Here is a 23,645-nt window from a genome sequence, read left to right as displayed (position 1 = left end):
GCACAATTTCATATATAAATAGGTACTTTTTGTTAACTCTTTTACAGGGAACGAAATGTATGAAATTAGTATGATAGAATCAATTTGTATTAAATATAAAGGGGATGAGTGTATGCTAAAAAGAATGATTTTAGGAGTTTCATCATTAGTAGTGGGAGCAACAGTTGGTTTAGCGACAGATGTATCTGCAGCACCTGCACCACCATTAACATCATTAAATGTAGTAAAAGTTGAATCTCAATTAGGCGGAGTTGAATTTATTGGTGCAAACAACTTAAGTACGGTTAAAGATCATGGAGGAAGCTATTTATATATTTATACAAATGAAATGGGATATGGTAGAAATCCGATTGCTCAAATGAGTGGTCAAAAACTAAAAAAAGTAGATTCTAAGATGATTGATATTAATGGTGATAGAACAGTTGATGGATGGGAATATAAATGGGATGCTTCGGGACAGCAAAATGGACAATTCAAATATCAAAACACATCTACAAATGCACCTTGGAATACATTATTTACGTCATTAAATATCAAATAAGTTAACAGAAGAATTTAATGTTAATTTTTGGTTGGTTGTAATATTTAATGTTTAGGTAACTAAAGGAGTCTACGTTTTTTGTGGGCTCTTTTAATCTATTGAAAAGACACGTGCAAATTGATAAGCTATCTTATCTAATTATCACGATATATGTTTACATAATGTTATTTCCGTAAACAAATTTTAGTTAATAGTGTGAGTAATTAAGAAAATAAATCTATTGAAAAATCATGAAATATCAAAGGAGTCTTTTCAGCATCCTAATCTAAAACTATATATTTATGAATTTTTATAATATTTTTAGCCAACATTTAGTCATAAATCATACGATTTTCTTACAAAATACTATAATTTGATTAGTAATAGTAGTGAAAAAAACATTAAACATAACTAGGTAGTATAGCTAATGTTATTTTTTTACATAATTTGTTTAATAGTATGTATATCGTTATTATTCAATGTAACTAAAATAATTTAAAAGGAGATAGGAAGTTATGTTTAAAGAAAAAACAAATGGAAGATTAAAAAAGATTGTTATTATTACTGCGGCTTGCACCATGATGTCAATGTATGGAGCACCAATTTCTAGTACAAAGGCAGCAATCCGATCTCATGCTCCATCAGTTTATGTAACACCACAAAATACTGCTGCTTCAGATATTATTAGCATAGACTGGTCACCAGTCCAAACAGCACCTTATACGTATTGGGCTGTGCATAACTGGAATCAGGGGGGAGAGGGTGGTGGTTATGCTGGCTTCCAACAACAAAGTGGTTTTGATCAAACCGGTAAACGTACTCTTCATTTTGCGCTTTGGGATCCAATAGCATCAAACCAAGCAATAAAGGCTGAATATTTATCGCCGACTTCAGAAGCCAGTAGATTTGGTGGAGAAGGAACAGGTCTGAAGGTACAAACAACTTATAATTGGAAAGATAGTGAATGGTATCGAATGACTCTACGTTCTTGGCAAGAAGATGGCCATACAAAGTTTGGCCAGTGGATAAAAGATAATAAATTAAATCAATGGAAGTTAGTTGCTATTATGGATCATCCAGTTGCGAATGTTGCATTTAACTATGGTCTATCGATGTTTCAAGAGGACTGGGCTGGTAATGGACAAGATGTAAGAGAAGCACGCCTTAAAAATGGATACAGCAGAAAAGTTTCGGATCAACAATGGAATTCTTGGAATAATCAGCGTATCTCTGGGCAACATGATACGTCCTATCAATACGATGGAGGAGTAACTTCAGAATATCTCTGGGTTAAGGCAGGAGGAAATACTCAATCAACTATTGGTACTGGAAAAAGTTTTAATATAAATCAGCCTAGTCAACCAGAAATGGGAATTTTAGATTTTGATATTCAAAATATTCGCTTTGAAGATGAGAAATTAAATGTTTCTTGGAAATTGAAAGAACAAAGTACTCCACAATTTAAAGGGAAAATTGAAATCTATGACAATGAAAAGTTAATGGGACAACCTTTGAAAGTAATTGATAATATTAAGTCCTACCAAACTGAGGTAAGTCAAACTATGCAATTGCCTCAAACGGCTTTTGTTAAAATTACATTAACAGACATATTTGATCGAACTGTAGAGAAAAAAGTAGGAATTACAAATGGAAATTCTGATATTTTAGTAGGGACCCAATTTGCATGGTCTCTAAAGGGATATAGTGATCGAGAAATTGCAAAAGTAGATTATAATAAAGCGGCAGAAGAGTTGAAAATCAAATTAGAAGCTGGTGTACCGCATTCTTACTTCAATAGCACATATGCAAGTATGAAGGTCCAAAACTCATCTGGTAGCGTATTATACAATAAGGAAATCGTGGGGAATAGACAACAAAATACCGAAAGCCAAACTGTGTCTGTAAAAGTGGGGGATTACATTGAATTAACTCATATAGAAGGAGACGCAGTAAAGGAAAAGATACGCGCAACATTAACGAATCTTGAAAATAACAAAAATGAGACTATTGGAAAGACAGCAAGGTATCTGGTTACTAAAGAGGGATTAAAGAAAGTTGAAAAAATGCCAGAGACAACAATTCTAGATGGAAAACAATTTGCATGGTCATTAAAAGGATATAGTGATCGAGAAATTGCAAAAGTAGATTATAATAAAACAGCAGAAGAGCTGAAAATTAAATTAGAAGCTGGCGTACCGCATTCTTACTTTAATAGTACATATGCAAGTATTAAGGTCCAAGGCTCATCCGGTAGCGTTATGTACAATAAGGAAATCATGGGAAATAGACAACAAAATGCTGAAATCCAAACAGTACCTATAAAAGTGGGAGATTATATAGAATTTACTCATATAGAAGGGGAAGCAGCAAAGGAAAAATCGCGAGCGACTTTAACTAACCTTGAGAATGGAAAACAGGAATATATAGGTAAGAAAAGAACATATCAGGTCACATCCACAGGATTAATAAGACAATAGATGTATAAAAAAGTTGGGGGAATCCCCAACTTTTTTATCATTTTAGCCAAGAAGACTCCTTCTTCAAGGAACACGAAGTGAGTAGGTGGAGATGAATTGGCTTCGGACAAGGGATGGTAGGAAGCCATCTTAATTGTTCTACATACATAAGCTGTTACTCCACCGCCCATCGAATGTATGTAGGACTAAAGGATTTTGTCATCTTGTCAGATGGAATAACCTATAAAAATCCGAAGTTTTTCCAATCATTAGAAGAGAAGTTGGCGAAATCACAGCGTGTTCTTTCTAGAAGAATGAAAGATTCTTCTAGAAAAAATAAACAACGAGTGAAAGTAGCTAGAATTCATGAATAAATGAAAAATTCTACAAAAGATTACTTAGACAAAGTCTCAACTGAAATCATTAAAAACCACGATGTTATCGGAATAGAGGATTTGTATATATCAAATATGTTAAAGAATTGTAAGTTAGCAAAAGCGATTAGTGAGGTATCATGGTCACAGCTTCGAACTATGTTGCAATATAAAGCAAAATGGTATGGCAAACAAGTCATTGTCGTATCGAAAACATTTGCTTACAGCCAATTATGTTCTTATCGAAACAAAGACGTTAAAAACCTATACCTATGTAAATAGGACTGCCCCTCTTAATATGTAATACTCTATATAAACTTTATTAAATATGAACGATATTAACAGAACTTTGTTGATAATTAGTTAAAAAAGTATTGTATGATTAAACACATTATGTTACATTAATGTTACATTAATGTCACAAGTTTGTTACATAGTGTTATAAATGTTTCGATATTATTTCCTGTTATTTCCGTAGTGTTACAAAAAATGTATATGTTTTTATGTGTATAGGAGTGTGTGTAGTAAAGGGTCTGAGTTGAAAATACGTGCAAACTTTAAATTTTCTTTCTGTCTGAATGAAGAAGACTACCAACTAATTAAGGGGTTTAAAGTAAAAACTTTAAATAAAATGTGCTTCCTTTCCCACACACAATTTAGTACATATTTAAAGTACAGCCTAGTTGCTACACAGACTCTTGTACATATAAACATCAAGGTGAAATAGAGATAAGGATTCTTTATATAAAAAGCATTACTTAGCTAAACGTAAAAATATCATCTGTGCATTTTTATGAAATGTTAAAATGCCTAGATGATATTTTTTTGGAAATTTCTTGCATGTGTTTATGAATAACAATTTCTAATACTTAATGATTCTCTATTACTAAAATATCCAATTATTTGTGTAATTGGATTTACGGAGTGTATGTACAATCATTTATATAGGGAAAATGAGGTTTTTCATATGAAGTATAGTTATAAAGTTTTTATATTTATTTGGACAATTATTTTATTGTTTTTTCTACTTTGTTATGGTTACAATAAAATTTTCGAAACCGAACAAGTTCCAGTCATAATGATCAAACAATAGAAGTAAGAAATATTGGGAAAGCCAAATGAGATAAAAATAGATACAGTAGAAAGACTACTATAGGAAGTAATTAATCGTACGGAGTTAGATGGAATATTAGAAAGAAAAACTTTAATGGAACTGTTGTTTAGAACTTTGTTTTTGAACTAGAAAGCCCTTATGAAGTAATTGTTTAGGTGGATATTCTTAGTGGCTCGATTAAGTGTATATAAAAGAAGGACAGGAGAGGAACATCCATGAATCTGTGGGTAGCTCTCCTGATTTTTTTGGCAAAAAACCCACAGCAGTCAGTGAGTAGATAGCATTAAATAACCGTAATGCATCTACCTTTTCTATTTATTGGGAGTATCTCTACCGTGAAGTAACCCGTATTTATTTATGATAGGAATACAAGTTGGGTTTTTATCAAAATTACCCTGTTGGAAAACTTGGTTTAAAAAACCTAATACAGATACAAATGCAAATGCAACTAAATAGGCCTTATCTTTAGATTCGTCCTTTTGCGATACATCTTCATTTACTGTTATATACTGGTGTTTCAAACTTACTTTTTTTCCGGTTTTATACTTTTCGAACCTTTGGGATATAAGCATACGTACAATACCTGCAATAATAATGATTAAGCTTGGAATGGTTATCAAATAGTTTTCGTTCTCATAACTATATTCTTATTGTTAGTCTTGATGTAATTTATGTATAAAGTTTGATAGTCTAAGAGATTCTCTACTGTTGTTATTTTGTTTAATATAAAAATATTTAAATGTCCTTTTGTTATTATACAAGATGAATTGGAAAATTTAGAAATTGATACTAACATACACTATATTTAGGTATTATTCTAACCTCTCAAATGCATTCATATTGTAAGAATTTTAGAATATATGAGATAATAGCGCAAAGAAGAGAGGTGAAGACATGCCTACAATTATATATCTTGTTGGATTACCCGCAAGTGGAAAAAGCTCGTATGCAAAGATGCTTCAAAAACAATACCGTGCTGCAATCGTCTCGACAGATGAACTTCGCCAAACGTTATTTTATAGCGAAACGAAACAAGGGAAGACGGGAATGTTATACAGATATGCAATGGAACGTGTTCGTGAGCACTTAGAGGATGGTCGTAACGTCATTTTAGATGCGACAAACATTGAAAGGGAATTCCGTGTGAAAGCACTGCATCGTCTACGTGATATACCAAATCTAGAAAAACGATGTTATGTGGTGAACACACCCTATGAGGAATGTCAGAAGAGGAATCAAGAGCGAAAGCGAACGGTGGAAGAACGGATACTAGAAAAAATGTACAAAAAGGCTGAGTTCCCAGTAAAAGAGGAAGGATGGGACCAAATCGAAATTCTGCATACACCAGGTTCGTACAATATATCAAAAAATGAATTTCAAGAACTTCTGACTGGGTATCCAAGTTATGAAGAATTCTACGAAAGACTAAACACTATCTCGTTCTTTTCTGACATGTTTCAATATGACCAAGGAAACCCCTATCATTCCTTACCATTATGTCAACATACGTACATGGTCTATGCACATTTAACTGAGAATTATGTAGGAGAAGATTTGTTTCTACTACAAACTGCTGCAGCACTTCATGATACAGGGAAACCGTTCTGCCGTGTATTTAAAAAGCTGAAAGGCTATCATTCGTACTATGGTCACGAATATGTCAGTACCCATATTGCTTGCCACTTTTTAATGGAACTTGGTTTCGAATGGGAGTTTATTGAGAAAGTGTTAATGATAACCGAGTTTCATATGAAGATGCTACATGGCGGGGAAGAGGCAGTGCGTGAAATCTACCATTACTGCGGTGATGAGATGTTGACAAAACTATACTTTTTCCGTGATGCAGATGCATTTGCGAAGTAGAGAGGTGAGAAGAATGCTTGTGAAATATCCACGAACATTGCATGTCCCTTGGTCGATTGGGATAACAAGTGATGACCGTGTTCTTCAGAATATGGACGGGTTTCAAAATCAAGAAGTGGTGGTACTGGAAAAATTAGACGGTGAAAATACATCCTTATATAAAGACGCTATGCATGCTAGATCGTTATCGAGCATGCATCATCCTTCGCGTACATGGGTAAAGACATTACAAGGGAGTATAGGCTATAGAATTCCAGAAGGTTGGCGCATTTGTGGTGAAAATGTATATGCCTGTCATAGTATTCACTATACAGAACTGACATCCTATTTTTATGTCTTTTCTATATGGAATGAAAAGAATGAATGTTTATCGTGGGATGAAACAGTTGTATGGTGTGAAAAGCTAGGCCTTGTGCACGTTCCTGTGTTATACCGTGGTCCCTATAATGAAAAAGCGATTCGTTCATGCTATAGCGGAAAATCAATCTTTGGTGGCATTCAAGAGGGCTATGTACTTAGGTTTACGGAAACATTTCACTATGATGATTTTTCACAATCGGTAGGGAAATTTGTTCGAAAAGACCATGTACAAACAAATAAGCACTGGATGACACAGACGGTTATCCCAAATCAATTAGCAAAATAAAAACACACATTTCCAAATGGAACTGCGTGTTTTTTCGTTTTCTAACATCTTTTGACGTTCATGTATGGTGATTCATATGAGAGAATACAACTACCAAACAGGGAAAACTATTAATCGATTAGTTTTTATTCGTGATTTTTAAAGTATCTAACACGACTTTAGTTGTGCCTGCTATAAGTTTATCATCGTATTCTGCATCTTCTTTATCATGATTAGAAAGGATGGCAAGAACAATTGGTTTTTTATTTGGTGGCCAAATAATTGCAATATCATTCCTTGTCCCATAAGATCCTGCACCTGTTTTATCAGCTACTTCCCATCCTATTGGTACGCCCGCACGAATTAATTTATTAGAATCAAAAAAAGGAAGTAGCGGATTTAGAAAGTTATACAAAAGATAATAAATAATTTTAAGGAGAGTATATTTTGTATAAAAAATTGAAATGCAATTTAAATTGGCGATAGTAATAAAGTAAAACAATTAATAGCTAATGATAACGGGATTATAAATAAAAAGACTTTATTTTAAACCTAGTTACATATAGCTGCCAAAAAGGAGAATTCAATATAGTCAAATTCATCAGCTGAAGATAGTAATTTTGGTTGAGATTTGCTATGATGAAGTCCGAAAAACAATATACATATCTAAATTATAGTAAACTAATGAGAATCTATAATTTTAACGTATAAAAAGAATGCATCTAGAAGAGAATTTTTTTACTACAATAACTTTAAAGTAAATATTGTAATTGTCTATAAGAAAGTAATAAAAACACTCGAATTGAGTGTTTTTATTACTTTCATTTATCATTTATCTGGTACATAACAAGTGTTGTTATCCATATAGCATTTCTCTATCTTTGTTTTAGTATTACCTTTTTTATCCCTGTAAAAAACCTTAACTGTTCCCTTTGCACCATTATAATCAAATTCATATGCATTAGGGTATTTGTCTCTAACCCATATCAATCCTGAACCCGCACTTGCAGGCATTGCTGAAATAAGTAAAGCGGATGTTAAACTTAGCGCCCCAACGACCTTTTTAATTTTTGACTTTGACATAAAAAATCCCCTTCTATTTTTTTATTAATCTATTAGAATAACATATATTTAATTGGTTAATGGAATGGTGAAATATTCCACTTATGTTTTGTATTCGTTAAACTTGATAAATAAATATAAGAAATTATAAATGTACAATTTGATATTTTGTTCCGTATAAAAATTAAAGAATTAATATTATAAAACTATAAAATTTAAATTATACATATTAATATTATAGTAAACTAGATTGTTCGAATATGATAGTATCACTGTTGATTTTCTATTTAAATGGATGGAAATATAATGAAATAGAAGTAGAAATGTATACCGTGTGAGGGGATAATACATCGGGTTTTTGTTTGAACTTTTAAAAGAGAGTGAAAGAGCAATTAAGCGTGAGTATTCAACATATGTGCTAAGAAAGCAAGTGTATAAAAGGATGGCGGAAAATCCATTTTAGCTGTGGTAAGGTCGAGCGTAGGTCTAAAAAAGTAAAAGTATAGTAACGATCCTCTTGATAATAGCATCTTGTCTTTTTTAATTTATGTAATTTAGTTAAGTACTATACTTTTTATATTGAATATACATTAATCATACTATATTCTTGATTAATTCTTTATATTTTACTGTGAGAATTTATAATTCTGTTATAAAAAAATAGGCAATCCTCTTTATAAAGGAATTGCCTAATCAAATGAATTAAAACAAATAACAGATAAATCGATTATACTATAAATCTTAATATAATTATATAATGATTATAAAAATTTTATTTTTAATTAACAAAGGCTAAATATTCTATTATTAAATATACGTTAACAAGATATTAATTATAAGTAAATATAATTAAATGTAAATTAATTATTGTTTGCTCTTTTAAAGGAAATTTAACTATTAAATCTACCTTATACATAAGTCAATTATGATACTATGGAAATTCAAATTCATATAAATATCATACGTTTTTGTAAAAGACATCTATTGACACTTGTACATATAAGTAACTATAATCATTACATCAAATTGAATGCATGTTAATACAATCTGATTATGATTACAGGCATGTAAATATAAAAATAGAAAATCTCAATTTGATTAATACGATAGAATGGTAGAGGTGTATATTCTTATGAAGCACAAATTCATCGCAACAAGTATCCTCGCAGGAGCAATATTATCTTATTCTTCTAATATTTTAGCAGATACTCACAAATTTCCTGATGTTCCAAAGTGGGCAGAGCAATCCGTTAATTATTTAGTGGATAAACAAGTAATAAGTGGTTACCCAGACGGAAATTTTGGCTCAAATGATTCACTAGACAGAGCTTCCGCCGCAACAATTATGACAAAAGTTTTAGGTATACAAATTGACTACGATGCAAAACCATCCTTTACAGACTCACAAAGCCACTGGGGAACACCTTATATTGCCGCAGCTGAAAAAGCTGGCATTATTAAAGGCGAAGGTAATGGTATCTTCAATCCATCCGGAAAAGTAACGCGCGCTGCTATGGCGGCAATGCTAGTAAATGCATATAAACTTCAAAGTACAGCAAATGATAATGTCCAAAGTAAATTTGAGGATTTAACAGGCCATTGGGGTGAAAGATTCGCCAATATTTTAATTGATTTAAAAATTTCCGTTGGTACTGATAACGGTTGGCAACCAAATAGATTCATAACACGCGCTGAAGCTGCTCAACTTACTGCAAAAACAGATATGATGCAACTAACTCCAAAGAATGTTTTAAAGGAAAAAGAGATTATTACTGCTACCTCATATGAAGATTTGAATTTAACGGTGACTTCTAAAATTACAGCTCAAGAGATTGATAGTTTTATTGCAAAATATCATTCAGATAGTCCATTAGTTGGACATGGGCAAGATTTTATCAATGCGCAAAATCAATATGGCGTGAATGCTCATTATTTAGCGGCGCATGCGATTTTAGAATCTGGATACGGTAAATCAGAAATTGCATATCAAAAACATAATCTATTCGGATTACGTGCTTATGATAGAGATCCATTTAAATATGCAAAATACTTACCAACGTACGGAGACAGTATTGCTTATAACGCTAATTATGTACGAGAAAGATATTTAGAAGAAAGTGGTATGCATTATAACGGACCAACGTTAGCTGGTATGAACGTGAAATATGCATCAGATAAAGGCTGGGCAAAAAAAATTGCGGGTATTATGGAACGTATGAAACCATTCCGTGCAGAAGACTATACATATGCAAAAAAATTACCAAAGAGCCCTGAAACATTAGATGTTGAAGCATTATCTAATGAAATACCGTATAAAATGTATGCAGATGGTTCGAGCGCAAATATAGTATCATCAGCTACTTATTACTATGTACCTTATCCATTTGATTTGAAAATTAAAAGTAGATCAGATGTAGATGTAACGCAAAATAATGTTGGTACATTAACTCCTGGAACAAACATCTTTATTTATCGTGAAGATCCAAATGGATGGGTCGAATTCTCTTTTGACGCTAATGGGGAAAAATACTGGACATTAAAAAGTAAATTAAGCATGTAATCAAAAAGCTCTACTTTACTATTCTTAATTGTTTAGCTTTTAATCTCATATAATTAAGAGACAAGTTTTTTATTTTCTTAAAATATAGTTATGTATACAAAAAGTTAGAGAATTATTTTCTCTAACTTTTATCCGATAGTATATGGAATTAAAAAGATGGTGGGGTTACTCCGAATATAACAGTGACTTTGTTTAAAGAAGTGTTTTCCCATTTATGCTTTGCATATGGTGGGATTTTAACACTATCACCTGTATTGAGAAGTAAAACCTCATCATTTAAGTATAGTTTTACTTGTCCTTCCATAATAAATGCTATTTCTTCACCTTTATGTGCCACAGGTTCTATAGATGAAGCGGTTTGAGGTAACAGGTTCATTAAAGCCAATTCCAGTGATCCATCTAAATTGGGAGATAACAACTCATATGAAACGTTACCGCTTTCAGGGAAAGTTATTTTTTTTCTTTGATTAGCTCTTACGACTAATTCTTCCGTATTTGTATCTTCTAAGAAAAAATTAAATAATGGAATATTTAATGCTACAGAAATTAATTTTAGTGTTTGTAATGATGGATTCGTGATTCCTTTCTCAATCTGACTTAACATGGAAGGTGTTATATCAGCTAATTCAGCTAAACGTTTACTAGTTAATCCAGCAGCTTTTCTAAATGCCATAATTTTTTGACCAACATTAATATTGTTCATATGCGTAATCCCCTTTAAATAAGTAAAAAATATTAAATTAAAATTAATTTTATTTACTTATACTAAACATGTTGTTAATATATACTTAATTATAATAAAGTATGATTAATTTTCCAAGCACCTGTAAAGTTGTGAGAATAATAAATAAGACGAGAAATGAACGATATGTATTCTCGATGTTTGTTTTAGGTATGATGACCAGATTGCATGAGGGAATTTCCGTACAAGATATTAGGATTGATAATAAAAAAATAGCTGATGAACTGGCAGTAGGAAGAGCATCTGGGTTTGTAAATAGAACATTAAAACCATTTTTAAGCGGTGCATATACAACTAGTATTGTTTATTTATATATTTTATTAAAGCGATTAATAGATAAGGAGGATACCAGGTTAGAATTATTAGAATTAGCAGGAACAAATGGCCAATTAAATTGTATAAAGAGGGAAAAAACTATATACAAAAAAGTGCTTTAAAACAAAATTTGAATCAAGGTACACATATTGTATGAGGAATAGGAGGAAGTATGGTTCCAAAAGAAGTTATGGAAGAGTACTAACAAACAGATTCTTAATCAAAAAAAGAGTTTGGTTAAAGAACTCTGTTATTTAATAAAATGATGAAACTAAAAAACATAGAGTGGAATAATAGGATAGAAAGAAGAATTATAGTATGAAAATTAAGCTTAAGAAAAAAAGAATTATAAGCGTTTTGCTGGCTATTACATTAGTAGCAATAGGTTATTACATGTTTCAATCTATAACGAATCCTAAGCTAGTAAATGCAGAAGAGGAAAATAGTGTTCAACAAGTGAGCAGTCTTCCTAAAAATGAATTTAGAAAATCAATACCTAGTCGTTTTGATGGTAAAGAAAGAAAAGTTGTATATTTAACTTTTGATGATGGACCAGGAAAATATACAGCTAACCTATTAGATATATTAAAAAGAAATAATGTGAAAGCAACGTTCTTTTTAATTGGTGACAATGTGAAAAGGTTCCCAGATTTAGTGAAACGAGAACATGTAGAGGGTCATTATGTTGGCATGCATAGCATGACACATAATTTTAAAAGGTTATACACCAATAAAGAATATGTTAAGGAAATGAAAGAGGATCAATCTTTAATTAGAAATGTTATTGGAAATTCACCGAAATTAACACGGCCACCATATGGATCAATGCCTGGTTTAAATGAATCACTTCGAAATGAAGTGGTCGGAAATGATTTAAAAGTATGGGATTGGACAATTGATTCTTTAGATTGGAAATACAATAAATTAGCCGTTGATGTAGCAGCCGCAAAAATTGTGCAAAATGTATTGGCAGGTGCGACATCTTCAAAAGAAATTGTTTTAATGCATGATATTCATCCCCAATCTGTCGCGGCAGTTCCAGCAATTATAAAAGGATTAAAAGAAAAAGGTTATGAATTTGAAGCTTATAATGAGAATGATCATTTTCCAATAAACTTTTGGCATGATAATCGTATTTAAAAAGATATGTATTAGTAAAAAGGAAATCAGAATGGAATAAGCAATTACTATAGGGTTTAAATATTAGCAGGAGCGTGTTTAGATAAATAGATGAAAACACGCTCTTTTTACCGGACTATATTTAAATTTAGATTTAAATATGAACTTTCTTATTTTAGAAAACTTTATACGGTTTTTTAATAGATATAAACAATTAAATGTCTTTTATTTATGTAAATAAAATTATTTAATCATAATATAACAATGAGGTGAAGTTAATTGTCGTTTTTTAAAAACAGTAAAATTGGTACAACATTAAATGTATTAGTAATTATAGCAAGTGTGGCTTGTATAATATTATCTATACTAGGATTTTTGGGCCTGAAAAAGGGGGAGCATGCATCTAATACGATGTATGAAGATAGTTTATTACCAATTCAGTGGATAGGAGCTATAGAGTCTAATTTTTATCTAATCAATATGAATGTAAAGGAAACTATTCTATCAAAAGATCAGGAAAGAATAAAGGAGCTTTTGGCAGAAATAGATGTAGCTCGTACAGAAACTGATCAGTTAATAAAGAAGTTTGAGTCTAGAGTTAGTTCTAATAAAGAAAAAGAATTGTATTCAACATTTCATGAAGTATTTAATGAATTAAGAACACAACTGAGGAAAGTACAAGATTTGGGACAATCTAATAATGAAGAAGCATATGCTTATTATCTTAAAGAAGTTGACCCTAATATGAAAAAGGCAGTGCAGGCTATTCGTGAGCTCATTCAGGTTAATAATAATAATGCAGATCAATTACAAAAAAATAATACAGCCAGTGCAACAAATACTATAATGCTGTTTGTTAGTATCTCTATTATAGCAATCGCAATCGTTATTTTTATTGGATATATCATTAAAAGTGCAATTAGACAACCAATTGTATTATTAGAAAGAGATATGGAAAAGGTATCTGCAGGTGATTTAACGATACGTACTTCTTATAAATCGGATAATGAATTAGGAAGTATTGTAAGGTCTTTTAATAGTATGCTGGGTAACTTACAACAATTAATTGGAGAAGTAAAAATCACAACTCAAGAGGTCATTTATTCTACCAATGGAATGTTACAAGATACTAAACGAGCATCTCATATATCAAGAGAGGTAGTTCAAACTATATCCGAGGTTGATAAAAAAATAGAAGGGCAAGTTACTAGTATTCAAGAAAGCTCTTCATCAATGGAAGAAATTGCGACTGGCGTTCAAACTGTAGCTGAGTCTTCAGCAACGGTTACAGAAGTGGCGGTCACAACAACAGAACAAGTCAATTCTGGTAGTGAAGTAATCAAACAATCTATACTTCAAATGAATAGTATTCATGAGGTTGTTGAAGAAACATCCAAAGTAATAGAGAGACTTGTTATGCGTACACAGCAAATTGATAAAGCTCTAGATGCGATTACTAATATTGCTGAACAAACAAACCTCCTTGCCTTAAATGCTTCAATTGAAGCTGCACGTGCTGGAGAAAATGGAAAAGGATTCGCAGTGGTGGCAGCGGAAGTAGGGAATTTAGCTGAACAGTCTAAAGCATCTGCAGATGAAATCAATCATTTAATACTAGCCATTCAACAAGATACAAAAGATACAGTTGAGGCAATGCAAAAAGGTCAACAAAAAGCGTCGGAAGGAAAAGAAACAGCTAATAAAGCGGATCAAGCATTCTCATCTATTATGGTAGCTATTAATAAAATCACTAGTCAAATTCAAGAAGTATCTGCAGCGACAGAAGAAATGTCTGCCGGCACAGAAGAAGTAAACGCCTCTATGTCGAGTGTTTCTGAAACCGCAGCGCAAGTAGCTAAAGAAACAACTCAAACAGTACAGTCAATCGAATCACAGGCAGCCTCAATTGAAGAAATCTCGAATCAATCTAACAAAATAAAAGAAAAAGTAGAAGCATTATCAGAGTTAGTTTCGAAATTTATTATTGAGAAACAAGGCAAGGAGAAATAAGAGTAATAAAAAAGACCATTGTAACTTTTATAAATATGAAGTGCACCCCAATTGTTAGACACATAATTAACAATTGGAGGTGCATTTTTTATGGATAAATTTTCTTCAAAAGATAAATACAAGCAGTAAAACGATAATATCGTAAAATAGGTTATGTAATTAATATAAGAGAGCTATCTGTGAGAATTTAACATATTTTTCATTTTAGAGGTGACCCATTTTTTAGCTTGATAGCGATGTGGTGTTACCCTATGCCCATCAACTTAAGAATTCAGAATTACCCCAAAACGAAAAAATGAGCTTTTTTGTTACATATTAGTACAAAATTTCGTTCTGGGATACTATAGAATTTTAGCTTAATGGGCAGTGGGAGAGTTACCTCTATACATTTAATTTGCCTTTTATGCAGGGAAATAAGCATTATTTTCGAATAGATAGTTAGTAAAGTTAAGTAAATGAGGGGAATTTAAAGATCGGTTAAAGAAATATCATAAAAATCAAACAGCAATGAATTATGTAGTAAAGTTATACAAAGAAGGAAATATGACTGTACATCAAATTTGTGAAATTACAAATGTATCTAGAGCTTCATTATATAGAAAGTTATCGGAAGGGAACAAATAATCATTCCTTATTCTATTAAATGAACGAATTAATAGAACAAGAATAAATTATTTCTTCTATCGAAATATAATCCCAAAACAAAATAATCTATTAAGTAATTCTCATTTTACAAAAAAGAGGTGTGAAGAAATGTCATTAACATCAGTTTTATTAAATGTGTTATTTGAAAAGGGTGATGCTAAAAGAGATAAAGGGTTAACTACCCCAGAAAATATCGCAAGGTTTGACAACCTTGATTACTACGGGGATAAAAGTGAAGACCATTTGCTTGACGTGTATTATCCAAAAGATACGGAAAAACCTTTGCCAGTAATTATATCGATTCATGGTGGTGGCTGGGTGTACGGGAACAAGGAAGCTTATCAATTTTACTGCATGAATTTAGCCCAGTATGGGTTTACGGTAGTAAACTTCAACTACCGCCTTGCACCAAAATATAAATTTCCAGCAGCTCTGGAAGATGTAAATTCGGTTTTTCATTGGGTGAAGAATAGTTCAACAAAGTTTCATATGGACTTAAATAATTTGTTTATTGTAGGTGATTCAGCGGGGGCACAGATTGCAAGTCAGTATGCAGTAATTTTAACTAATTTAAAGTATGCAAAACTGTTTGACTTCAAAATGCCTGATATTAAAATAAAAGCAATGGGATTAAACCATGGAATGTATGATCCACTCGATAGAATAAAAAACAAAGAAACGAAAAAATGGTATAGGAATCTTTTAAATGCTTTGATGAAGGACTATCTTGGAAAAGAAATTTATAAATATGAAAAGGAAATGGATTTTCAGTCAAACATTACACCATCTTTTCCTCCGTCCTTTGTGACTTGCAGTGTTAATGATGGATTGGTTGGGATTCAACCTGCTTTCCTTAGTAAATTAGAATCCGCAGGACTTCATTATATTTACAAGGAATATGGTCATAATGACAAAGCGAGCGGTCATGTATTCCACCTTGACTTAAGAAAAGACGAAGCAACAATACTCAACAACGAACAAATAGAATTTTTCCACCAATACATATGCAAATGAGTAGATATCTAGTAAGAAAGTAATTAAAACAAGCTGAAAATGGGGTATCCCCACATGCCCATCAAGCTAACCAAGTAATTTAATAGGTACGAAATGATCCTTGTTTCAAAACTAGCAAGTGATAGAAAAGTAGGCATGCTAAAGAAGCCTATTAAAACGCGATTTTTTCGCTAGGCAGCTTGTCTATGCTTCACCGCCGTTTTATACACAATCCCTAGAATATTAAAGACGGTCATCTTCTTATACCTATGACATTTACGACCGTTTTTTTTTTGAGCAGCTGATAAAGGCGATGCAGAATTTTTAAAAGTTCTTCTGTGCCAACGGCTATCGCTTGAAACAGTAATGGAAAGTAATCTTTAATCATATAAATCGCTTTGTATTCACTCAGCTCCTGCTTTTTCTTTTCAAGCAGAAGCTGACGTATTTGAAACATCGTAGAAGAACAGAGGAGAATGCCGATGAGTTGTCCATATAAATGGCACTCTAGGCGTTCTCTTTTTATATTTTGACATTTATCAATTTCAAAGAATGACTTCCACGTTTTAAACAAAATTTCAATATGCCAACGAAGTGAATATAATGAATGCACGTAGTTCGTCGGTACTTCTTCTAGCGACGTGTTCGTGATATATACATTCATGCCCATTAAACGTTTACTTTTATCCTTCATGACAATGCCTTTCTTCTTTTCACGTATCGCTTGGTTTTTCAGTCGTGTTTGCGTTTGATCATCGGTTAAACGATGGATAATAACACGTGCTGGAAGTTTCTGATTTTGGCCAATGTATGCCTCAGGGATTTCTATCGTTTCACCAGGGATTAGATCAGACATCATTTGTGTCATATCAAGCTGGATGTATTCTGTCTGCTTTTTTACCGTACCATTGTTGAAGTATTCGGGTTCAGGGTTCTTGGTATAAATGTGTGTATTCAGCTTCAACCGAGAGATATAGTAAGCCTCTTTATCATGAATGGTTTGTAAGTCTCCTAAATCGAAGTAACCAAGATCACGTAAACACAAATCGCCTGCTTCTACGGTTTCAAGGCAGATGGTACCATATGTTTTATCATTATTCTTTCCTGGCCCAAGCTGCACGTTAAGAAATTGACCACTAAGTAAATCGTATTCTAATTGGATTTTCACGCCTGCCTTATTACTACTCCCACCTGAACCTTGATAGTCAGTAGCGAATTGATCAGGTAGTTGAAACACTGTTGCATCGAGAATACGGATACGATTAAAAGTAGAGATTATATGTGCAGAAAGTGAGTGATTTGAACAGAGTTTTTGTGTGAGAAGGGAAGTAAACACTTCTCGAAGAAATGCGACAGCTGCTGGATTAAAGCGTTGATTCAGTCCTTCTGGGCTCATGAGTGTAGCTGTATTTGTATAAAGCTGACTACATAATCGAGTAAGAGAATCGCTTGCTACGTGTTGACTACTCCAAATACATAAAGCGGCCAAATCTCGTGCGCCATATTTACTTTTACGTTTTACGAAACCCGTCTCCTGTGCGAGCTGTTGAAGGATACTTGGGGATAGATATCGCTGTAATTCTTCAGCGAATAAATGAAACTCATCTTGAATCGATAGAGTCATACAAAACGCCATCCTTTCTGTATTTTTCTACAAAAAGAATAGCGTTTTTTTGATTATATGGATACAAATTTACCTTAGATTGATAGCGATGTATGGTAACCCCAATTAGACTAACGATTTCTCCTTGGCTGAGTTTCGCTCCCCGACTTTTCCTATGGAAACGTAGAAAAACAAATGATTAAACAATTTATATTTTGTCTTTTTGTGGCTTTGTAAAATAGATTGATCATTTATAACAAAGTTTGATAATTAATAATAAAGATTGATGAAATTGTTAATTCAAATAAGACTTGTATTTGAATTATTCGTAATCTAAAATAATCAAATTTTATTTTACAGTAACAATAAAACAAAATTATTGACCGAGTGGTACAAAAAGAGTATTCTATTAATGTTATCTTTAAAATGAGAGGAGGATACGATTGAATAAACGCGGCAGACCTCGAGAGTTTGATTATTCCTCAATTGTAGATGTTGCAATGAAAACATTTTGGTTAAGAGGATATGAAGGGTGTTCTACACAAGATTTATGTAGTGATACAGGACTTGGAAAAGGAAGTTTATACAATACTTTCGGTAGTAAACATGAACTGTATAACCAAGTATTAGAACGCTACCATGAAATTGGGATTAGGGAACAAAGGAAATTGTTAGATACTCCAATTCCAGTTAAAGAACGATTAAGTAATTTTTTTGAATGGGCATTGAAAGAAGACTTTGAGAATATTGATCAAAAAGGATGTTTATTGATTAATGCCAGTATAGAACGTGCTAAAAACGATTTAATGGTACAAGAAATTTTCTCGAAGCATGTTGAACTTCTTAAACAAGCGATTGAAACAGTGATGGAGGAAGGATTGCAAACAGGTGAAATTTCAAAGAAGCAATCAGCTGAGGAATTAGCTAGTCTGCTTTTAAGCAGTTATTACGGATTCCGTGTTCTTAATGTATCGATGCAAAATCGGATGTTGTCTGAACAAGTTATCAAAGGAACAGTGGAGTCTATTTGTGGCGCTTAGTGCGCTCTTTTTTCGCACTATTTTTGTACCAATCATTACAATAATGAATAAGGAGTGTTTTTATGCCATCGATTATTTATTTATTAGCTTTAGCAATCTTTTGTATGACTACATCAGAATTTATGGTTGCAGGTATGATGAATGAACTTGCTGTTGCATTCCAGGTTTCTGTATCATCTATTGGGTATTTAATTTCAGCTTATGCAGGAGCAATGGTAATAGGAGGCCCCATTTTAACTGCAATCCTCTTACGAATGCGCAGCAAACAAGCATTATTGTTTTTAATGTTCGTATTTTTAATTGGTCAATCGCTCGGAGCTATTGCTTGGAACTATGATATTATGATGATTTCACGTATTATAACTGGTATTGCTTCAGCTTCATCTTTTGGAGTTGCGATTTCCTTTTCTGCAACATTGGTTCACTCTGATTCAAGGGGAAAAGCTGCATCAATTGTACTTGCAGGTTTAATGTTCGCAACTGTATTAGGTTTACCTATAACAACCGTTGTTTCGCAATATTTTGGCTGGCGTATTAGTTTTGGGGCTGTTTCTGTTCTTGTGCTAGTATCAGGGATTATGATTCAATGGTTGTTACCATCATCTTCAAATAAAGAGCAATTGAATTGGAAAAACGAACTTCTGCGATTTAAGAATATTCATCTTTGGGCAGCGTACGTAACAAGTATGTTCATTATTGGTGGTACGTTTGCAGCATTTAGTTATTTCACTCCTATCTTTACAAATGTCACAGGCTTTTCAAGTGCAAGTATTCCATATTTACTTGCTCTCTATGGTAGTGCGACGGTAGTTGGGAATATAGTGATTGGCAAGTTTGCTGATAAATATACAATGAAAATACTGGTGAGCGGATTGATTATATTAATAGTAGCATTGTCTTTATTTGCTTTAGGTGCAGAGAATAAATACATTGCGGTTATTTCTACGATTTTTATTGGTTTAACTGGTGTAGCATTGAATCCGGCTATGGTTGCGAGAGTAATGAAAACAGCTAGTAATGGAACAATGATAAATACCGTTCATAGTTCTTTTATTACGCTGGGTATTGTTATTGGTTCCTCACTAGGTGGTCTTGGAATCAGTAAAGGATATGGTTTTGTATCTCCGCTATGGATTGGAGCTTGTTTAGCTATCCTTGGGGTAATTTCATTATTTCCATATTTACATAAAGGAAAGGCAGATTAAGATGTTTAAAATTTCTTTATATAGGGTCACCATACATGCCCATCAACTTAAGAAATTGGTAGTTCCCCAAAACGAAGAAATTTTCGTTCTGGGGGTATTATAAAATTTAGCTTGATGGCGATGGGGTATCCCCAAAAAGATATAAATAATATCTTTTGATTAGAATTCTCCTTTGAACTACCCCCACTTTCACTTCGTTTAGAAGTGAGGGATTCCTAAGTAAAGAGTTCTATCGAACTCTAATTGATTAGGCTAACTCCGCAGTCCTTGCGGTTAGAAGCCTTACCGCTTCATTCTTTATATTGATACTTGCGTTAATATCCCTATCATGGTGTGTACGACAAGAAGGACATTCCCATTCACGTAAGTTTAGATTTTTAACGTCTTTATTTTGATATCCACAACAAGAACATAATTGGCTGGAAGCAAATGTTTTCGATACGACAATGACTTGTTTGCCGTACCATTTTGCTTTATATTCCAACATAGTTCGAAATTGTGACCATGATACCTCACTAATGGCTTTTGCTAATTTACGATTTTTTAACATATTCGATACTTGCAAATCCTCTATACCGATAACATCGTGATTTTTGATGATTTCAGTTGAGATTTTGTCTAAGTAATCTTTTCTAGCATTTGATATGTATTCATAAATTCTAGCTACCTTTACTCGTTGTTTATTCCAGTGAGAAGATCCTTTCATTCTTCTAGAAAGAACACGCTGTGCTTTCGCCAACTTATCTTCTAATGATCGGAAAAACTTCGGATTTTTATAGGGTGTTCCATCTGACAAAATGGCGAAATCTTTTAGTCCTACATCTATTCCAATGTAAGAATGTGTTTTCGGAAGTTCTTGTACTTCTGTTTCAACTAATAGTGACACAAAATATCTGCCAGAAGGGTTCCGTCTAACTGTAGCATTTACAATACGTCCCTCTACTTCGCGACTTTTGGCAAATCGAACAAGGCCTAGTTTCGGCAACTTTATTTTGTTCCCTACAACGGCAATGTTTTCATTTGTTTGTTTTGTGGTGTAAGATTGTACGTTGTTCTTCTTTGATTTAAAGCACGGTACGCTGTTTTGTTTTTTGAAAAAGCGCGTATAAGCATCCGCAAGGTTGCGAACAGACGACTGAATCGCAATACTATCCACTTCTTTGAGCCAAACAAACTCTTTCTTCATGGTAGGGAGTTTGGCAGAGCATGTACCATAGGTCAAGCCTTTTCCTGTCTCTTTGTATGTGTGATCCCATAAGGATAGGAAATGATTGAATACAAAGCGGGAACAACCAATCGTTTTGTTGATTAGAATTGCTTGTGCTTGATTTGGATAGATACGAAACTTATAGGCTTTATTGATCATCATTTCATTCACCTCCATTTCGGTATATAACTATTATACACCAAACATACATTCGATAGATAGTAAAGTAACACTTTCTGTATGTCGAACAATTAAGATGGCTTCCTGCCATCCCTTGTTCGAAGCCAATTCATCTCCGATCTACTCACTGGGCTGGGACCCTTCACGCTCCTTGAGGAAGGAGTCTTCTTGGCTAAAATGATAAAAATAGTTGAAAATGTAAATTTAGACGAATTTTGAACAAGGTTTTTCAAATATGGTATTTTGCAACTTTCTATTCCTATTATCTAAGATTTATAAGGGAATATTCTTATTACAATATAGTTTTTGATGTAAATAAAATTAGTTATCTATTAATTATTAAAAATTATTTAGAGTTACCTTCACTACATAATAATATTAATGTTAAATATTTCAAGTATTTACTATTATAAGTTATAGAAATTGCTTAGATGAGTACTCTTATATTAGAAAAGTATAAAAAATATACCAAGTCAGACTAAGTTTGAAAAATATCTAAATGTATTCCAAATCCTTCAAAAAAAGGGTACGTTTGTTATGAAAGTAATTATTATAGAAATATGAAATTTTATCCGAATTTTAAAATTTATTTTAAGGGAGACAAAAAAATGGGACAAAAAAGAACGCTATTCACTGTTATATGTGCATGTGGGATTGGGTTTGCAAGCTACACTAATTGTATTTCAGCTGCCTCTTTAGACAATGATACATTAATAAATAATGGAAACAAAATCAATTCTTCTATTATAACAAACTCTTCTCAAGTATCAGCTGTCGCTAAAGAGATGAAACCTTTTCCTCAACAAGTAAATTACTCAGGAATTTTAAAACCGAATCATGTTTCACAGGAAAGTTTGAATAATGCAGTTAAAAATTATTATAACGATTGGAAGAAGAAGTATCTAAAGAATGATTTATCTTCACTTCCTGGTGGGTATTATGTTAAGGGTGAGATTACGGGAAATCCAGATGGGTTTAGACCATTAGGAACTTCAGAAGGACAAGGATATGGGATGATTATCACAGTTTTAATGGCAGGACATGATTCAAATGCTCAGACTATTTATGATGGCTTATTTAAAACAGCAAGAGCTTTTAAAAGTTCCATAAACCCAAATTTAATGGGGTGGGTTGTAGCAGATGACAAGAAAGCACAAGGGCATTTTGATTCTGCAACAGATGGGGATTTAGACATTGCTTACTCACTTCTTCTTGCTCATAAGCAATGGGGATCAAGTGGGAAAATCAATTATTTAAAAGAATCTCAAAATATGATTACAAAAGGTATTAAGGCTAGTAATGTGACAAAAAATAATGGTTTGAATTTAGGGGATTGGGGAGACAAAAGTACATTTGATACTAGACCATCCGACTGGATGATGTCTCATTTAAGGGCATTCTACGAATTTACAGGAGATAAAACTTGGCTTAATGTTATTGATAATCTCTACAATACTTATACAAATTTCACAAATAAATATTCACCAAAGACAGGATTGATTTCTGATTTTGTTGTAAAAAATCCACCACAGCCTGCACCGAAAGGTTTTTTAGATGAATCAAAATATACTGATTCATATTACTATAATGCGAGTCGTGTACCACTCCGAATTGTTATGGACTATGCAATGTATGGAGAAAAGAGAGGTAAGGTGATTTCTGATAAAGTTGCTACATGGATAAAAGGTAAAACAAAAGGTAATCCATCGAAAATTGTTGACGGCTATAAACTAGATGGAACAAATATCGGTGATTATCCAACAGCCGTATACGTTTCGCCCTTTATTGCCGCTGGTACCACTAACAGCAAAAATCAAGAATGGGTAAATAGTGGTTGGGATTGGATGAAGAATAAGAAAGAGAGTTATTTCAGTGATAGTTATAATCTTTTAACCATGTTATTTTTAACAGGGAATTGGTGGAAACCGATTCCAGATGAAAAAAAGATACAAAGTCCAATAAATTTAGAAGTACAATCTGAATTGAAGGAACAGGATTAAGATTGTATGAAT

At 32.8% G+C, this 23,645-nt stretch carries 16 protein-coding genes and 4 pseudogenes; 14 read left to right on the top strand and 6 right to left on the bottom strand.

Annotated elements, in window-relative coordinates:
- The first annotated feature begins 55 nt into the window (after positions 1–55).
- The 3 genes and pseudogenes from ACUN0F_RS04255 to ACUN0F_RS04245 form a co-directional block, all read left to right on the top strand.
- The gene (locus tag ACUN0F_RS04255) at positions 56–541 is read left to right on the top strand and encodes a DUF4879 domain-containing protein (RefSeq protein ID WP_193674364.1); all 486 of its coding nucleotides are present in this window, start codon (positions 56–58) and stop codon (positions 539–541) included.
- Positions 542–1,035: 494 nt separating this feature from the next.
- Entirely contained in the window at positions 1,036–2,997 is a 1,962-nt protein-coding gene (locus ACUN0F_RS04250; RefSeq protein ID WP_327987896.1) for a DUF3472 domain-containing protein, read from the top strand.
- Positions 2,998–3,170: 173 nt separating this feature from the next.
- Positions 3,171–3,629: pseudogene (locus tag ACUN0F_RS04245) on the top strand (RNA-guided endonuclease TnpB family protein); the annotation flags it as partial.
- Positions 3,630–4,775: 1,146 nt separating this feature from the next.
- Here the strand turns inward: ACUN0F_RS04245 and ACUN0F_RS04240 are convergent.
- Positions 4,776–5,084, bottom strand: a complete 309-nt coding sequence (locus tag ACUN0F_RS04240; protein ID WP_088008795.1) for a hypothetical protein — start codon at positions 5,082–5,084, stop codon at positions 4,776–4,778.
- Between the two features lie 274 nt (positions 5,085–5,358).
- Between ACUN0F_RS04240 and ACUN0F_RS04235 the strand changes: the two genes are divergently transcribed.
- Entirely contained in the window at positions 5,359–6,327 is a 969-nt protein-coding gene (locus ACUN0F_RS04235; protein WP_088081606.1) for an AAA family ATPase, read from the top strand.
- 13 nt (positions 6,328–6,340) lie between these two features.
- Positions 6,341–6,973 (top strand): RNA ligase family protein, encoded by a 633-nt coding sequence (locus tag ACUN0F_RS04230; RefSeq protein WP_087984374.1) that lies wholly within the window; start codon positions 6,341–6,343, stop codon positions 6,971–6,973.
- Between the two features lie 118 nt (positions 6,974–7,091).
- Here ACUN0F_RS04230 and ACUN0F_RS04225 read toward each other — a convergent pair.
- Positions 7,092–7,322, bottom strand: a pseudogene (locus ACUN0F_RS04225) (serine hydrolase); the annotation flags it as partial.
- 458 nt (positions 7,323–7,780) lie between these two features.
- Positions 7,781–8,035 carry a LacI family transcriptional regulator gene (locus tag ACUN0F_RS04220; RefSeq protein WP_087984373.1) on the bottom strand — a complete coding sequence of 85 codons (255 nt, stop codon included), beginning with the start codon at positions 8,033–8,035 and terminating at the stop codon, positions 7,781–7,783.
- A gap of 1,111 nt (positions 8,036–9,146) precedes the next feature.
- Between ACUN0F_RS04220 and ACUN0F_RS04215 the strand changes: the two genes are divergently transcribed.
- On the top strand, positions 9,147–10,574 hold the full coding sequence (locus tag ACUN0F_RS04215) for an S-layer homology domain-containing protein (protein ID WP_193674486.1): 1,428 nt from the start codon (positions 9,147–9,149) through the stop codon (positions 10,572–10,574).
- 148 nt (positions 10,575–10,722) lie between these two features.
- On the opposite strand, the gene ACUN0F_RS04210 is transcribed toward ACUN0F_RS04215, so the two are convergent.
- On the bottom strand, positions 10,723–11,277 hold the full coding sequence (locus tag ACUN0F_RS04210) for a helix-turn-helix domain-containing protein (protein WP_087984371.1): 555 nt from the start codon (positions 11,275–11,277) through the stop codon (positions 10,723–10,725).
- 176 nt (positions 11,278–11,453) lie between these two features.
- Between ACUN0F_RS04210 and ACUN0F_RS04205 the strand changes: the two genes are divergently transcribed.
- From ACUN0F_RS04205 to ACUN0F_RS04185, 5 genes and pseudogenes are all read left to right on the top strand, one after another.
- Positions 11,454–11,753, top strand: coding sequence for a hypothetical protein (locus ACUN0F_RS04205; protein WP_445539175.1), 300 nt, complete (start codon positions 11,454–11,456; stop codon positions 11,751–11,753).
- Positions 11,754–11,949: 196 nt separating this feature from the next.
- Positions 11,950–12,771, top strand: a complete 822-nt coding sequence (locus tag ACUN0F_RS04200; RefSeq protein WP_087984370.1) for a peptidoglycan-N-acetylglucosamine deacetylase — start codon at positions 11,950–11,952, stop codon at positions 12,769–12,771.
- A gap of 258 nt (positions 12,772–13,029) precedes the next feature.
- Complete coding sequence (locus ACUN0F_RS04195; RefSeq protein ID WP_193674485.1) at positions 13,030–14,760, top strand: methyl-accepting chemotaxis protein; 1,731 nt, start codon at positions 13,030–13,032, stop codon at positions 14,758–14,760.
- 459 nt (positions 14,761–15,219) lie between these two features.
- Positions 15,220–15,384 (top strand): annotated as a pseudogene (locus tag ACUN0F_RS04190) (helix-turn-helix domain-containing protein); the annotation flags it as partial.
- 129 nt (positions 15,385–15,513) lie between these two features.
- Positions 15,514–16,419 carry an alpha/beta hydrolase gene (locus tag ACUN0F_RS04185; protein WP_445539174.1) on the top strand — a complete coding sequence of 302 codons (906 nt, stop codon included), beginning with the start codon at positions 15,514–15,516 and terminating at the stop codon, positions 16,417–16,419.
- A gap of 170 nt (positions 16,420–16,589) precedes the next feature.
- Here ACUN0F_RS04185 and ACUN0F_RS04180 read toward each other — a convergent pair.
- Positions 16,590–18,022, bottom strand: a pseudogene (locus ACUN0F_RS04180) (IS4 family transposase).
- A 422-nt stretch (positions 18,023–18,444) separates the two neighbouring features.
- On the opposite strand from ACUN0F_RS04180, the gene ACUN0F_RS04175 reads away from it, so the two are divergent.
- Both ACUN0F_RS04175 and ACUN0F_RS04170 read left to right on the top strand, forming a co-directional pair.
- On the top strand, positions 18,445–19,041 hold the full coding sequence (locus ACUN0F_RS04175; RefSeq protein ID WP_087984367.1) for a TetR/AcrR family transcriptional regulator: 597 nt from the start codon (positions 18,445–18,447) through the stop codon (positions 19,039–19,041).
- A 62-nt stretch (positions 19,042–19,103) separates the two neighbouring features.
- The gene (locus ACUN0F_RS04170; protein ID WP_001139236.1) at positions 19,104–20,246 is read left to right on the top strand and encodes an MFS transporter; all 1,143 of its coding nucleotides are present in this window, start codon (positions 19,104–19,106) and stop codon (positions 20,244–20,246) included.
- 247 nt (positions 20,247–20,493) lie between these two features.
- On the opposite strand, the gene tnpB is transcribed toward ACUN0F_RS04170, so the two are convergent.
- Positions 20,494–21,615: an IS200/IS605 family element RNA-guided endonuclease TnpB gene (gene tnpB, locus ACUN0F_RS04165; RefSeq protein ID WP_445539173.1), complete on the bottom strand. Its 1,122-nt coding sequence runs from the start codon at positions 21,613–21,615 to the stop codon at positions 20,494–20,496.
- A gap of 626 nt (positions 21,616–22,241) precedes the next feature.
- On the opposite strand from tnpB, the gene ACUN0F_RS04160 reads away from it, so the two are divergent.
- Positions 22,242–23,633: a glycosyl hydrolase family 8 gene (locus ACUN0F_RS04160; RefSeq protein WP_426966561.1), complete on the top strand. Its 1,392-nt coding sequence runs from the start codon at positions 22,242–22,244 to the stop codon at positions 23,631–23,633.
- Positions 23,634–23,645: the final 12 nt, after the last annotated feature.

It is taken from the genome of Bacillus sp. 1A, assembly GCF_052682215.1.
This window is presented reverse-complemented; position numbering and strand designations above follow the sequence as displayed.